This is a genomic window from Candidatus Methanogranum gryphiswaldense (genome assembly GCA_019262145.1).
Lineage (GTDB): Archaea > Thermoplasmatota > Thermoplasmata > Methanomassiliicoccales > Methanomethylophilaceae > Methanogranum > Methanogranum gryphiswaldense.
In genome coordinates this window covers 1028407-1044381 of the sequence record CP076745.1, presented here as the reverse complement: position 1 = coordinate 1044381, position 15975 = coordinate 1028407, and the positions used below count along the sequence as shown (strand labels likewise).

The following is a 15975-nucleotide window of genomic DNA, read 5'->3' as shown; positions in this document are numbered from 1 at the left end:
CGGTCGGAAGGGGTCAGGAGTTTCAATTGGTTTTTAGTTCACTGTGTGGTTGCCATTTTGGTTGGCATCATGCGGACCTGCAGAGGCTTTCCCTCATAGCTACATTTGGAGAGATAGCATACGGCCAGATCTGCTTTGTCCTTATCGATCTCTACAAAGGATTTCCTTTCGTTGAGGGTGATCCTTCCGATATCGATGGATCTTAGTGATCCCTTTTTCTTTATGAATTCACAAAGTTCAGATTTCTCTATGCCATCTACTCTTCCTAGACAGATCTCCATGGACACCTTGTCATCATCTCTGGTGTTCCTGTTCGATCTCCTGTTATCGGTCCGGGGTTCGCTTGCAGCTCTTACACTGGGCCTTACGGTAGGTCTTGTGCTGGGGGATCTCATATTGGATCTTGTGGCTTGAACAGCGACCGGTTGTTCTACAACGGGGGTGGGCTCAGCATTATCTATGTCATCGAATGCCGACATATCCAGAACTGGTATTTTTTTGTCGACCTGACGCTCTATTCCTTTCATGTCCCCTTTCTCTTCACCGAGGACGAAGGTTACAGCTATACCGCTTTTTCCGGCTCTGCCAGTACGGCCGATACGATGTACGTAGGTCTCCGGGTCTGTGGGCATGTCATAGTTTACGGCACAGTCCACATCCTTGATGTCGAGTCCTCTCGCCGCTACGTCTGTTGCGACCAGCACATTTATGGTTCCATCTTTGAAGTTCTTGATGGCCTTCTCCCTTCTGTTCTGGGGCACATCGCCGTGAATTGCGCTGACATAGTAATTCGCAGCGGTCAGTTTCTTGGTAAGTTGGTCAACCCTGCGTTTTGTGTGACAGAAGACGATCGTCTTGGGGTTGCGGGTATCCAGAATATTACAAAGCTCATCGAGTTTAGTATCTTTTGTGGTCATCACATAGTATTGTTTTATGAGTTCCACGGTCGGCTCATCCTTGGAGACCAGTATCTCTTTGTGATCCTTCATCTGGTGATCGGTCAGTTTCTTAATCTCAGGCGACATTGTTGCTGAGAACATGAGTGTCTGCCTTTTGCTGGGCACCCTGCCGAGAATGAAGTCCAGGTCTCTGGAGAATCCCATGTCCAGCATACGGTCTGCTTCGTCAAGGACGACAATCGATATCTTGGAGAGGTCTGCCTCGTTCCTGTTCATTATGTCCTTTAGCCTTCCGGGAGTGGCGATTATCATATCAACACCCTTTCTGAGCTTTTTTATCTGGTTCTCTATGCTAACTCCACCATAAACTGCGACTGTTTTGTGGCCGGTGTATATGGAAAGTTTATCGATCTCTTCTGCAACCTGATTGGCCAGTTCTCTGGTGGGTACTAGTGTTAGGATCGATGGAGATTTACAGCCGGATTTGGTGCGTCCGAGGACGATGGACCCGTAGGTTCCAGTTTTTCCTGTTCCGGTCTGTGCTTGTGCGAACATATCGTAACCTGACATTCCTATCGGAATGGCTTCCACCTGAACAGGTGTGGGCTCGGTCCAGCCCATTTCATTCATTGCCTTAATTATACTTTCTGGTATGCCCAGATCTGTGAAACTTGAAGTCATTATATCACTTGGTGACGAAAATAAAACGATCTGTTGATTTCACAGATTACCTTAGATTCCAACACTCCTTTGTTATGCTTATATATAAATGCATCTGTGGAACTGTGTATTTGCAGAAATTACCGATAGATCCGTTTCGAAGTGGTGTTATTTTGTCAGTTTATTAACAGTGTCAGATTGATCGGATTTGATGATAATTTCATGATTTTTCGAAAGGTTCTTTCCGCGCATCTTTGTTTGAATTTAAAATTGAATATGTTCAGTATCGATCATTTATGGGTATTTTTGTGATTTCAATATATGAAGGGTGTGCGATTTTGTATGGGCACTGTTCAGTTATACTGAAATATGTCTCTACTTTCGACCAATCCATATGTCAAAGAGCAATAAACAATTTAGACCTAACAAAGTGACGCTTGTAACAATAATGTTCGCATCCATGATGATATTGATGGGTGCGGCTGCTGTGGCGCCTGCATTAGAACCGATAAGCAAGGCATTTCCCGATGCTTCAAAATTGGCAGTGTCTCTTGTTGTCACGCTTCCTGCATTGGCAGTAACGATCACAGGTTTTGGGATAGGTTATCTTGCAGACCGTTTTGGTAAGGCCAAGATATTCTTGGTTTCTTTGGTGATTTTCACGATAGCAGGAGTTGCCGGGTTCTTTTTGGATTCCTTAAGCTCTATCTTGATGGTCCGTTTCATACTCGGTATCGGTATTGCAGGAATATCTCTTGCAACTACTGCACTAATAGCGGAATACTATGAGGGCGCCCAGCGGGTGAAAATCATAGCATTGCAGTCGGCTGCTATGGGCGCAGGCGTTCTTCTATTGGAATCCGTTGGTGGAGCTTTGGCGGATGTAGGATGGAATGAGCCGTTCCTGATATATCTAATAGGCATACCGATCTTGTTGCTGGCCATCGTTTCAGTTAGGGAGCCTGTACGTGTGGAAATAAATGAGAAGGTGCTTCCCGAAGCAATAATAACCAACAAGGGAAGAAAGATGGCACTCTGCTATCTCATGATCTTCCTGGCTATGTTCATGATGTTCATCCTTCCCACAAATCTGCCATACCACATTGTGGACATTGGTTCCAATCTGTTCGTATGCGGACTTCTTCTGGGTATCTTAGGTGTGTCCCAAGCAGCATTCAGTCTTCTATATTCACGTTCTTCACGCAAGTTGAACGACATCTCTGCTTACAGTGTTGCATTCGCTACCGTAGGTGTAGGTTTCTGTTTATTGAATTTTACTGATCTGGCACTTATAATTGTATCAATGGCATTGATAGGCATAGGAATGGGACTTGTAACGCTAACCGTTGTCGGGAGGCTTTCATATATTTCTCAGGCGGGAGGTTCTGGTAAGATAATGGGCGGTTATTCCGTCGCATTCAATATTGGTATCTTTGCGTCATCTTTGGCGATCATTCCTGTGGTAGAGGCTTCGAACTCGTATACCCAGGCATTTCTATATGCAGGAATATTCGCTTTGATCGTTTGTGTCGTATGTTCAGTTGCGTCCTTGATCAGAATGCCTGTAGGGAAGAATCCGGTAATGTCATCTGATAGAACGGTCAGTGATAAAGAATTCAAACAGGAGTTCGACAGGATCCTGATAGCAACTGACGGAAGCCAGAACAGCATGAACGCAGTGAGGATAGGATTGAACATCGCAAAGAACAACAATTCTTCTGTGACAGCGCTCTATGTCTTTGATTCTGACTATTATTCTACAATAGTTCCAGATATGCCATCGGCCGAGGATATCAAGCATCTAGGGGAGACCGTTTCAAAGGATGCATTTGTTTTTGTTAAGGATGAAGCAGAGAACAGAGGCATCAAAGTAGATTTCAAGGTTCTCTACGGTCATCCTGCCGAGGTAATTGTAGAGGAAAGTGCACATTACAGTCTTGTGGTATGCGGTTCCCTGGGACGTACCAACATCGCAAGAGCATTGATGGGGAGCGTAGCTGAGAAGGTTGCAAGAATGGCCATGTGTCCTGTTCTGATATGTCGCAAGACAAATTGATCTGACAAAGTCGTTCAAAAATAATATTAAATTAACCCGGGTCAAAATGACCCGGGAGTTTAGGGTTTAAGCTGATGCCTTCTTCTTATGCATGTAGTATGCTGCTATTCCGACAACTACGACGATGACTACAATCGCGGCTGCAATTGCCCAAAGGGTATTGTTGTTGGACGTCTGGTTGTCTGCTACGAAGTAGAAGGAGAATTCGTCAGCGTCGAATACTGCATATTCAACACCGTCGATCGTAATTCTTTCGCTGAAGACCTCTACGATCCTTCCATATTCATCGACATGGTAAACCGTGGGGTTGTCCATCGATACAGGGATGTACACCGTGGCATCATATGCGCCGATGAGGTCCATCGAATACACCTGGGCATTTTCTACGGACCACTTCTCGTTCCACTTCTCTGCTGTGAAACGGATAACTTCGCTGTCCATGGAATAATATTCAATCTCGACCATTACGCCGTTGCTCAGTTTGAACATGTACGTACCTTCTTCAGTAGGCATTCCGAACGCAAAGGATTCGTTATCGACAACAACGGTCTCTTCAGCAGAGGCTTCCACAAGGTTGCCCCATACAGTTGTTATGCTGTAATCTTCTGCTGGCATGTAGAAGTATACAGTATCGTCGTAAATGTTACCGATGGTCTTTCCGGTTGTGTCCTTATAGCATATGAACTCGGCACCTGCTATGACAGGGATATCCAATTCAACTAATTCGCCATAGGTGTATAAACCATATTGAGTACCGTCGATGATCAATGCGTATTCGATCGCAGTTGCAGTGGCAGTTACAGCGCCCAGTTTTCCAGTGACCGTAGCCACTCCCAAACTGTCAACCGTATATGTCACACCGCTTTCGTAGGGGTCAATCACAGAGTATCCGGTGTTCGGGTACATCTCAACGGTTATTTCTGAAGAAGTGTAGGTTATCTGTGGCAGGCATCCATTGTAATATGATTCTGAGAAGTCCAGATCATATCCGTTCTCTTCATCGACGAAGTAATATGAAGTGCTTATTGCGCCTTCGATATCAGCGCCTTCATAGACATATAGTGCTGATACTTCGAGGTCCGTTCCTTTCATTGTGAGTTCGGCCCCGTCCGCAACAGCGATGTACATTCCGATGTCCACTGGACCTCCGGATGTAGTGATCTCTACAGATCCTGATTCCAGTTCGAAGTATGTGACATCATCGATATCGACGAGACTGATGACAGCATCGGTGGCACTCACTGTCATCGAACTGCCGTCCATATAGTTGATGGTCGTTGATCCGCTGAATTCGATCGATAATTCAGATAGTGACGATCCTGTCAGTACTATCTCTATATCTTTGAGGTTAACAGATATCGTCTTTGCAGAGGATACATCTGGGTTTCCTGTCATTGTAAAGGATGATGCCTTAAGAGTGATCGTATCCTCGGCATCGACCGATCCTGACAAGTTCTTTGCAGTAAGTGTCACATTGTGGACGGAGTATTGGATCTGATCTGCAGTTATGCTGCTCTCGCCAACATCCAAAGAGTTGTAGAGTACTGTCCAGTCACCTTCCATCAAGGACATTATATCCACGTCATTGAACACAAGGACGAGTTTGAGATTTTTGATCTCTGTTACGGATCCTTCATTCTCATATGAGATGGTTCTCTTGAAATCGCCGATCGATACGTTCGCGGTCATGTCTGCTACATATTCACTGCTCTCAGAGTCGTAGTTAATTGTACCGTCGACAGCCATTGAGGCGTTCGATATTGATACGGACATTTCATCATTATCGTTCAAGACCATGTTTCCGATCGATATCTCGGCTTCAAATGTCAGAAGGTCCGATTCCTCAGAGACATCATTAGAGTCCATGACCACAGTGCCTTCCAAAACGAAATTCTTCAGTGTGAAGTTATATTCATATGTCTCAGATTCATAGGTCTCAATCTCAGTATATTCGATGCTTCCTATGCTAAGGCTGCCTTCAAATGAGATTGTCTCAGCACTGAATGATATTTCACCAGTTGCTTTGAGGTTCTCTATTACGAGATTTTCGGTGAGGTCATCGGTTGCCATGTAGGTCGAGATGCTGCCGATCGTGATGGAGGAATTGCCCTCGCCAACGATCTCCTCTAACGCGGAGATGAACATGTCGATGTCAAATTCTCCTGTCTCATAATATTCCATGAGAACATCTATCATTCCTGGTACCCAGTCAGCATTGATGGAGAAATCCCCTTTCATGTTGATGTTTTCCACGGTGAAGGTCTGGTCGTCCTCGTCCTTTATCTCAATGCTGTCGCAGGTGAATTGGGATGTGCATACGCATCCTGTTTCGCTGTCAATGGTCATCGATGTTTCGAAGTCCATGTTCTTTATTACGATGCTACCTGCATCTTCTTGTAAGTTGACGTCAAGGCTTCCTTTTGAGGAGACCTCTCCTTCAATGTAAGGTGTAAGGTCTGAAGTGTCTGCGGTCTCGAGGCTATCCAATGATCTCAGGTACTCGATCATGTTCTCACATGTAATGTTCAGGGCCATATCGGTCTCAGAGGTCACGCTGATATCACTGCCGGATTTCATGGAGATATCGGAGGATCCTTCGATCGTCAGACAGCTGCTGCTAAGATCTGAAGGTACTTCGAAATGTACATTGAATGCGTCGGTTTCTTCGTAGCTTATGATCGTATCGTCAATAGCGATAGTCAGATTCGCCGATATTGTAATGTCAAGGTCAAGTACGGGTGAGTCTGTGGCCGCTGCCTGCACCGCACCCATATAATCTTGTTCTGTGATTTGAGATAATACTGTTTCAGGTATTGTAAGGCTCATTTCCGCCTTAATGCTGGACACGCCGTTGGATGTCATTCTGATATCATCGATACCTAAAACTGTGCCATTGGCGAGGTAGATATCGACAGTTGCTGTGGCTTCCATACCGTTGTCGGTAGCAATATTGTATTCAATTGAAGACACGAATGTTCCATCCAAGTACACGGCTGTATCACTGTCAAAGTAATATGTGTACAGGTAGACATCTTCGCTCTCTGATTCAGTATATATGTAGAGGGTAGATCCTTCCATAAAATTGAAGATCTCTCCTTCTGCGTTTATATCGACGTTCATGTTGATGCCTATGGCTCCGCCGGATTCTACAATGTATTTTCCGCCGGATTCGAAGGTAAGGCTCTCAGGGAGCATTTCCTTTTCGCCGTTAGCTATAGTAATGACCTCTGAAATGATTGTGCCATCACTTTCTGTTGTGGCGTAGAATGCGCCTTCAGTGATGACAGATGTCAATCCAAGGATCTTTTCTTCATTCATTCCTAAAATATTTTCCAAATTTGTTGTTTGTTCATTATCATTTGCTGTCGAAGCATCGCTTGTGACAGATGAATAAGCGGGTACTAACATCAATAAGGCTGTTAGTACTATTGCCGCCAGTAATACTTTACTTTTTCTCATACACTTCCTCCATCTTCCTATCGATGTGAATTAATGAATAGGCAGTTAGTAAACGGGTTCTAGATTTAAAACAAACGGCTTTTACCATAAATGTCTGGCTTTATTAACAGCATAAAAAGCTGTATTTTTTGAATTTGTTCATATTTATAATCAATTTCAATATGAAATTTGGTCAATTATTATCATGGTCTGGCAGATCATTCAGTAGAATATTATTCGAAAATAAGCGAGTTTTTCATCTTGGTGTTAATATTGATTTAAGATTTACCATTCAAGGTAATAGCGATGTTGCGATCTTGAAAGGGCGAGTCAAATCGACTATGGTTGTCTATTTCGCAGGGATATAAATGAGGATAAATTATTTCCAATCATCTTGTATTGTGGTCAAATGTGTTCTTGATAGTTGATAGTTTTGACTCATATGTCATGAATCTGTCATCATGTATCGAAGAATTAGGAAATGAGGTCGTAGTCATTCGTGAAGATCGTGTATCTCTTGATATTGTGAGGTCTCAGTCTCCTGAAGGGCTTATACTTTCACCAGGTCCAGGAAGACCATCGAAAGAAAGCGTTTCTTTGTGTTCTGTCATGGAATTTTCTGGTCAAATACCCATATTGGGAGTATGTCTGGGACATCAAACGATATGTTCGGCATTCGGTGCCAATATAATCAACGGAACTGTGCCGATGCATGGAAAGGTAACACCGATACATCACAACGGAAAAGGTCTATTCACAAAAATACCAGATGATATATTTGTGACAAGATATAATTCCCTGTGTGTGGACCCAATAACTGTTCCAGCGTGTATGAATATTGATGCTGTTGATGAAACAGGCGGCATAATGGCCGTATCTCACAGATCCCATCCTACATTCGGAGTGCAGTTTCATCCGGAATCTTTCATGACCGAATATGGAAAAGAGATAATTGAGAATTTCATCAATATAGCAAAGGGGTGGAGAGAATGATAAGAAAGAGACTCGATGCATATGTTCCGATAATTGACATATATTCACGTATCGATCGTCAGAATACAGTGTTCTTGGACTCTTCAATGAGAAATGATCTGGGACGTTTTTCTTTCATTGGGCTGATACCATACAGAACAATTGTTTTTCAAGATTTTACCAAGGTCGATGGAACTATGAAAGGTACGACCTTCCTGGATGAAATGGATAATGAGATCGGATCATGTGATCGATCGCCAGCATTCGCGGATTGTTTGATGGGGTACATCTCGTATGATCACGGATCAAGCATCATGGGAATTCGTTCAGAATATAATAAGAACAATGTGCCAGAATGTGTTCTCATAAGATTCGATGTAGTCATAGTGGAAGATCATCTAAACAAAACAACGGAAGTATTTTGCAATGGTCGTGTCAAAGATCCAGATTCAGAGATTGATCATATCATGGGGATCATCAGTTCAGTTGGAGATCATACGATACCCCGCGGTAAAGGATACAGGCTCGTGTCCGATGTTAAGAAACAAGATTATTTGAGATCCATCATGAAAGCAAAGGAATTGATGATAGACGGCGAGATGTACGTAATGAACATGACCCACACCATGGAAGTGAGGTCTGATTCCGATCCTTTCGGGACATTCTTGAGGCTAAGGAAGATAAGTCCCTCTCCTTTCGGCGCATATATGGATATTGAAGGGATACAGATAATATCCTCATCGATGGAACTATTGGCAGAGATAAAGGACAACAGGATCAGAACACGCCCCATCAAGGGCACGGTTCCAAAAACAGGTGATCCGCAGACGGATGCGGAGAATCTTAAAAAATTGAGGTCTTCCGACAAAGAACGCAGCGAACTCTTGATGATATCCGATCTGGAACGCAACGACCTGAACAGATTTTGTGTTCCAGGAAGTGTCAAAGTCGAAGGATTCATGATCCCCGAGGAATACTCGACGGTCTTTCATACAGTATCGGAGATATCCGGTATCGTCAGGGAGGGTGTGACGGTCGGTGAGATCGTGTCCTGTATGTTCCCGGGAGGATCTGTTACGGGAGCACCTAAGCAGAATGCCATGAAGTACATAGACGATCTAGAGGACCGCAGAAGAGGAATATACACCGGAACGATATGCATACTGTCTCCCGGAAGGTCCACTATGAACATAGCCATAAGGACGATGGTACACAAGGATGGCGCGTATACGATAGGTGTCGGCGGAGGGATAACATTCGAGTCCGATCCGGAAGAGGAATATATGGAGACCCTGCAGAAGGCCAAGGCGATGCTGGAATCATTGGAGTGATGATATGGAGTTCGATGAAGGATATTATTTCGGTCTAGGTGCCTTTGAGACGATGTATGTGCACAAGGGAAGATGCGTTATGGCAGAGAGACACATCGATAGGATTACATCTGCTCTTGAGACATTGGGGATCGAGAATAGGATCTCAAAAAATGATCTCGATGTTGTGGTTTCCGACGGTCATCTTGACGGAAGGGTCCTAAAAGTGAGCGTATCAGATAAGAACATTGACTTCACAGATAGGGCATTTGCGTACACACCGGAGAATTACAGGCAAGGCTTCAGATTGTGCTACTCCTCTGTGATTAGGAACGAGACCTCCATTTTCACATACATCAAGAGTCTACAATATGGAGATAACATATTCGAGAAGCGCAAGGCCGCGTCCTTAGGTTTTGAAGAGCCGATCTTTCTGAATTTCAAGGGACAGATATGCGAAGGTTCTACCAGCAACATATTCTTCTGCAGGAAGGGAAAAATGATAACTCCTGCTATATCATGCGGTATTTTGCCAGGTATAATGAGGGAGTACATAATTGAGAATTATGACGTGTCTGTTACCGCAATATTGCCCGAGGATGTAATCGATTTTGATTCTTGTTTCATTACAAATTCGGTGTTTGGCATAATGCCGGTAAGATCTTTAGGCGAAATATGTTTTTCCGATTTTGAGATCCCGGTAAAATTACAGCATGACTATATTGAACGTACGAAGAACGGTCTGTGATTGTCCTCTATTTTATGGCAATCTAATCATCAAAAGATTGTAGGGGACGTTGCCCCATAAAGAGTTTAGATCATCTTTCTGAGTACATATTGCAGGATACCGCCGTTGGCGATGTATTCCTTTTCGATGGGGACGTCAACTCTGCATAGGGTATCGAACTCGAGTTTCTGTCCGTCCCTGTAAGCTGTGACCCTGACGTATCCTCTGGGTTCAAGTTCGGAAAGATCAATGTCAAATGTTTCCGACCCATTGAGCTTCAATATCTCTGGGTTCTGCCCTTCTAGGAATTGCAAGGGCACGATGCCCATGCCTATGAGGTTCGACCTGTGGATCCTTTCGAAGGATTCTGCTATAACAGCTTTCACGCCCAGTAGGAGAGGTCCTTTGGCCGCCCAGTCCCTGGAACTGCCAGTACCGTATTCCTTGCCTGCGATGACTATCAGCGGCGTCATATCCTCGTAGTACAATCTGGAGACCTCGAATATGGTGTCCTGTCTCTTCTCCGGGAAATATTCGGATGAACTCCCCTCCCTTCCAGGTGTAAGCTGGTTCTTGAGTCTGATGTTTGCGAATGTTCCTCTGACCATGACTTCATGGTTCGCTCTTCTTGAACCGTATGAGTTGAAATCCTCTTCTTTCACTCCGAGGGAGATAAGATATCTTCCGGCATCGGACGAAGGTCCGAATTCTCCAGCGGGAGATATATGATCAGTGGTTATGGAATCTCCCAATTTGACAAGGCATCTCGCGCCTTCCACATCCATTATATCCGGTTCATCATAGAGTTCATCGAAGAACGGTGGATTCTTGATGTAGGTGGATCCTTCATCCCATTTGAAGAGCGGGGAGTCCTCGCAGACTATGTCCTCCCATCTTTTGGAGCCTTTGAAGATGTCCTTGTATTTCTTGGTGAAGGTCTCGGATGTGACATATTTATCGTTGATCTTCTGGATCTCCTCGTCGGATGGCCAGATATCCCTGAGGTAGATGTCCTTTCCTTTGACATGTGCGAGGGGTTCTTTGTTCATGTCGATATCCACGCGTCCTGCGATGGAGAATGCGACGACTAGCGGGGGCGATGCAAGGTAGTTGGCCTTCACCAACGGATGTATGCGTCCTTCGAAGTTCCTGTTGCTGGATGCTACCGCGGCGACCACCAGGTCATTGGCCTTTATCGTGTTGCTCACTTTGTCTGAGAGCGGTCCGCTGTTGCCTATGCATGTCATGCATCCGTATCCGCAGCATTGGAATCCCATCTTGTCAAGATATTCTTGAAGTCCAGAGTCCTTGAGATATTCCGTCACTACCCTGGAGCCGGGTGCGAGTGATGTTTTCACGTAATCTTTGGGCCTCAGTCCGAGTTCATATGCCTTCTTTGCGACCAGTCCTGCGGCGATCATCACGGATGGATTGGCAGTGTTGGTGCACGAGGTTATGGACGCTATGGCAAGAGAACCGTCCCCCATCATGCCTCCGATAGGCATCTTCCTGTGAGTTACGTTCAATGCCTTGAGAGCGTTGTCGAATTCCTCTTTCATCTTGGAGAGGGGGATTCTGTCCTGAGGTCTCTTGTGTCCGGCAAGGCACGGCTCCACTGTCGAAAGGTCGAGTTCCAATGTGTCGGTGTATTCCGGCTCATCGATGTACCAAAGTGTTTGCTCTTTGGCATATTTCTCCACTGCATCGATGTGTTTAGGATCTCTTCCTGTGAGTTTTAGATAATCTATTGTCTTCTCGTCGATAGGACAGTATCCCATCGTCGCGCCGTATTCCGGTCCCATATTTGCGATTGTGGACCTGTCGGCGAGGCAAAGGTTCTTGTATCCAGGGCCGTAGAATTCCACGAACTTTCCTACAACGCCTTTCTTCCTGAGCATCTGGACGACGGTGAGGACAAGGTCGGTAGCGTTCACCCCTGGCGATAATTTTCCCACTAATTTGAATCCGACCACATCTGGCAGTTTCATGTAGGATGGCTGTCCGACCATTACTGCTTCAGCCTCTATGCCGCCGACACCCCATCCGACGACACCGAGTCCGTTGATCTGTGTGGTGTGGGAGTCTGTTCCAAAGCAGGAGTCAGGATAAGCTATGAGTTTACCGTTCTTCTTTACGACGTGGATCAGAGGTGAAAGATATTCAAGGTTGACCTGATGGCATATCCCGTTCCCCGGCGGGACCGCACGGAAATTCTTGAAGGATTTCTGTGCCCATTTGAAAAGCGCGTATCTTTCTTTGTTCCTCTGGAATTCCAATTCCTCGTTGCGTTCCTGCGCATCATCACAGCCAGCGAAGTCTGTTTGGATGGAATGGTCGATGACAAGGTCGACAGGCACTAAGGGATTGATGAGTTCGGGATCCTTTCCCATGGCGGCGACCGATTCCCTCATGGATGCAAGGTCGGTGACAGCGGCCCCGCCGGTGAGGTCCTGAAGAAGGACCCTCGCGGGTATCCATGGTATATCGCTGTCGGTGTTCCCTTTCGGGTCCCAAGAAGCTATCGTTCTGACATCCTCATCGGTGATCAGTATGCCGTCATCCTGTCTTAGGAGTCCTTCTACGATGACCTTTATCGAATAGGGCATCTTGGAAAGGTCTTTGATGATGCCTTTTTTCTCCAGTTCCCTGAGGCTGTAGATGGTCATCTCGCCCTCAGCTGTGTGAATCTTCTTTGTACAGTCGCCAATTCCGGTCATTGCTCTGTCTCCTGTTCATTAGTATATACGTATGATATTTGAAATTTGAGCAGGGTGAACATTCTGTTGTTATGGTAATATAATGTATGGATGGTTATGGATGGATGATACGTACAGATTAAATATACGAAATGCATACGTACTTTTCAGAGAGAGGTCCACTCTCATTTCAAACATTTTTCTTCCTCTGAGCAGCAAGCTCAAAACATCTTAAGGTCCTCCCTGGACTCCGAGAGGGAGGGCCCTTCCTCCAAAAATTAGATCGATGGGATATGACATGACATTTGACTGCATTAATGCTGATTACGAGATCGAGTTGAGAACATGCGGTTCTGAAATAATATTCAGAGGCGATCGCAGAGGATGTTTCAACAGACTGATAATCATGAAGGATCAGGAAAGGGATTCAGCTGTTGTCATTGTTAAGAATATAAACTCGATCGACAAAAGCCATTATGACATCTCCATGACCGCGAAGGATTTCATCAACGCGAATATAGAGGATATTCTCAGGTGCCTTGCATTGGAGCAGGGACTGGAAGAGAATCATTATCTTAAGCTTAGACAAATGCTTGAGAATATGGCCTGAATCTTAATTCTTTTTCGGTCGTTATTAGAATGAACCGATACAATGATTTATGCACACGTTGTAGAGAGGGCTATGGGCGTGGAACTTGATGTGGTCCTTTGGATACAGGACAATCTCCGCAATCCGACCGTGGATGCAGTCATGCCCTTCTTCACATCAACGATGAATTACGGCACATTGATGTTCATCATCGGTCTCTTGTTCCTTTTTACAAAAAAATATCGCTGGATGGGAGTGACATTCCTCGTCGGAGGGGTCATTTCAGAGTTTTCTGGCATGTCTCTAAAATATGTGGTCGACAGTCCGCGTCCTTTCATGGATTATCCGATGGAATTACTGATATCCACACCTTCAAGTCCGTCCTTTCCCTCGATGCATGTATCGTCATCGGTCATGATGGTGACAGTGGCGTTGCTTTTCAAGGAGAAGAAGATAGCATTGATCCTACTGATATTCGCCACTGCGATCGCATTCTCTAGATTGTATCTGTTCGTCCATTATCCGATAGATATACTCGGCGGTGCGATACTCGGAATAATATGCGGATGTTTCGCGTATATGCTCGTGCGTTGGCTGAGAGAGCGTCATAGTGCGGTCGCGGACAATACGGTAGAGGCGTTAAATGAGATCTGATCACTAGAGTGAGCATATTTTATTTGATTTCAATAAAGGACATAGTGTGAAGATTTGTAAATTGTCTTCAATTTGATCAAAAATATTCTTGGTAAAAGGTTTTTTGGTGAGTGTTCACTCATCCCATTCTTCGAACAGTTTTGAGATCCCTTCCTTGGCGCATGACCAGCATGGCACTCCGCCGATAAGGACAGCGACCTTGATGGCCTCAAGGATCTCCTCTCTGGTGGCGCCGAAGTTCTTGGCGACCCTTGCCTGAGGATATACACAATCCTCGCACATTCTGACACAGACACATGACAGGGCCATGAGTCTCTTTGTTTTCCTGTCCAACGGACCGTCGACGACCATGAAACGATCCATGGCATGAAGTGTCTCCATGAAACTAGGATCGAGTTTATTGATGGCAGTCAAAGTTTTTGGAGCGAAATCGCCCATCTCGTTGCACATAGCGCAATAATGTCCATCCTTTTTGCAAGACATAGATGCATATGTTCTTCGCGTCTTATAATTGTTCGTTCGTGTAAAATACTGGAAAGTCATTACTTCGATCATGGAAGCGTTGATCCCCAAAGAGCTGTCAGAGGAACTGAATCGTATACAGCTGGATTTCTATACCGCAGGCATACCCGTCCTGGTGGTTTTCGAGGGAAGCAGCGGCAGGGTGATCAACAGGGTCATCAATGAGATAATCAGATGTCTGGAACCGAGAGGGGTCTCATACGATCATTTCGATCCCAAGACCGCTGGGCCGAGACTGATCTTCGACTATCTTGAAGGCACTCCTGCGAAGGGCGCTTTTTCCCTGTATGACAGATCATGGTATTCCATGGTCATCGACCGTTATACCGGTGATAAGAACTCTTTCGAGACGATGATAGATTCATGCAACAAATTCGAAAGATATCTAACCGATAACGGGACATTCGTCATAAAGGTCCTTTTGAATGCGACACCAGAGGATGTTGAGAAGTACGGTGCTGATTATTGTCCGGCCCTATGCATGAACAATACCTTCCTGTCTGTGGACAAGATCGATCCCGTGAAGTTCATGACCACGATCACGGGGGGCCTGCTCAAGGCCACGGATATGGAATATGCACCTTGGAATGTCATCGAAGTGGGAGAGGTCCGAAAAACCGTCATCAAGACAGCCGAGATCATAAAGGAATGTCTGAATGGGAGATATCTGAAAGGGACGAGGTCTTCCAAGGTCAGATTGGAAGAGAGATATCCGAATCCCCGCGATGGTCTCGAATTACATGTCAAATATTCCGATGAAAAGGAGTTGGACGAATATTCGGATAAGCTTTACGAACTTCAGTCAGTACTTGCAGCAAGCAATCGCTCTCTGGTCATAGGGTTGGAGGGATGGGATGCCGCCGGGAAGGGGTCAGTCATAAAACATCTCACATACGCTTTGAATCCGAAGGGCTATGTCGTGAGACAGGTCAAAGCCCCTACCGAAGAGGAATTGGCACATACACATCTTTGGAGATTCAGTCGTTCCATGCCGAAGGCAGGTCATGTGGCCATATTCGACCGTACATGGTACGGAAGGATGATCGTTGAGCCTATAGAGGAATTATGTTCTAAAGAAGAGTATGAACGTTCTGCGTCGGAAATAAACGATATGGAGGCCATGATGGTCAGGAGCGGAACTATCATTGTAAAATTCTGGTTGGACATTTCTTCGGATGAACAACTTGAAAGATTCAATAAAAGGGCGCAATGCCCATTGAAACAATGGAAACTCACAGATGATGATTGGCGCAATCGCGAGAAATGGGACCAATACGATGAATACGTGAATCGTGCGATATCATCCACCAACACCCCTTATGCGCCTTGGACGGTCATACCAAGCAACAACAAGAAATATGCGCGGGTGCAAGTGATAAAGACCGTGGTCGATAGATTAAGGACGGAACTTGTCGAAAAGAGATTCTCCAATATTTTATGATTACGTTAATC

The 15975-nt window shown here is 45.1% G+C and carries 11 protein-coding genes; 7 read left to right on the top strand and 4 right to left on the bottom strand.

From position 1 onward, the window contains the following. Positions 1–38 precede the first annotated feature (38 nt). A complete protein-coding gene (locus tag KRP56_05315) occupies positions 39–1580 on the bottom strand; it encodes a DEAD/DEAH box helicase (protein ID UAL07260.1) in 1542 nt (513 codons plus the stop codon). A gap of 373 nt (positions 1581–1953) precedes the next feature. Between KRP56_05315 and KRP56_05310 the strand changes: the two genes are divergently transcribed. Next, complete coding sequence (locus tag KRP56_05310; protein ID UAL07259.1) at positions 1954–3615, top strand: MFS transporter; 1662 nt, start codon at positions 1954–1956, stop codon at positions 3613–3615. A 66-nt stretch (positions 3616–3681) separates the two neighbouring features. Here the strand turns inward: KRP56_05310 and KRP56_05305 are convergent, their stop codons facing one another. Further along, positions 3682–7074 (bottom strand): hypothetical protein, encoded by a 3393-nt coding sequence (locus KRP56_05305; protein UAL07258.1) that lies wholly within the window; start codon positions 7072–7074, stop codon positions 3682–3684. A gap of 390 nt (positions 7075–7464) precedes the next feature. Between KRP56_05305 and KRP56_05300 the strand changes: the two genes are divergently transcribed. The 3 genes from KRP56_05300 to KRP56_05290 are packed head-to-tail and all read left to right on the top strand — an operon-like array spanning position 7465 to position 10083. After that, positions 7465–8046 (top strand): aminodeoxychorismate/anthranilate synthase component II, encoded by a 582-nt coding sequence (locus tag KRP56_05300; GenBank protein UAL07257.1) that lies wholly within the window; start codon positions 7465–7467, stop codon positions 8044–8046. Continuing rightward, positions 8043–9356 (top strand): anthranilate synthase component I family protein, encoded by a 1314-nt coding sequence (locus tag KRP56_05295; protein ID UAL07256.1) that lies wholly within the window; start codon positions 8043–8045, stop codon positions 9354–9356. The genes KRP56_05300 and KRP56_05295 overlap by 4 nt, the downstream gene beginning before the upstream one ends. A 4-nt stretch (positions 9357–9360) precedes the next feature. After that, positions 9361–10083 carry an aminotransferase class IV gene (locus KRP56_05290; GenBank protein ID UAL07255.1) on the top strand — a complete coding sequence of 241 codons (723 nt, stop codon included), beginning with the start codon at positions 9361–9363 and terminating at the stop codon, positions 10081–10083. Between the two features lie 65 nt (positions 10084–10148). Here KRP56_05290 and acnA read toward each other — a convergent pair whose 3' ends face one another. Further along, complete coding sequence (acnA, locus tag KRP56_05285) at positions 10149–12779, bottom strand: aconitate hydratase AcnA (GenBank protein UAL07254.1); 2631 nt, start codon at positions 12777–12779, stop codon at positions 10149–10151. Between the two features lie 277 nt (positions 12780–13056). Between acnA and KRP56_05280 the strand changes: the two genes are divergently transcribed. Beyond that, positions 13057–13368, top strand: coding sequence for a hypothetical protein (locus KRP56_05280; protein UAL07253.1), 312 nt, complete (start codon positions 13057–13059; stop codon positions 13366–13368). 72 nt (positions 13369–13440) lie between these two features. Further along, positions 13441–14001, top strand: a complete 561-nt coding sequence (locus KRP56_05275) for a phosphatase PAP2 family protein (GenBank protein UAL07252.1) — start codon at positions 13441–13443, stop codon at positions 13999–14001. A gap of 114 nt (positions 14002–14115) precedes the next feature. Here KRP56_05275 and KRP56_05270 read toward each other — a convergent pair whose 3' ends face one another. After that, complete coding sequence (locus KRP56_05270; protein ID UAL07251.1) at positions 14116–14484, bottom strand: carboxymuconolactone decarboxylase family protein; 369 nt, start codon at positions 14482–14484, stop codon at positions 14116–14118. A 70-nt stretch (positions 14485–14554) separates the two neighbouring features. Between KRP56_05270 and KRP56_05265 the strand changes: the two genes are divergently transcribed. Continuing rightward, positions 14555–15964, top strand: coding sequence for a hypothetical protein (locus KRP56_05265; protein UAL07250.1), 1410 nt, complete (start codon positions 14555–14557; stop codon positions 15962–15964). The last annotated feature ends 11 nt before the right edge of the window (positions 15965–15975 follow it).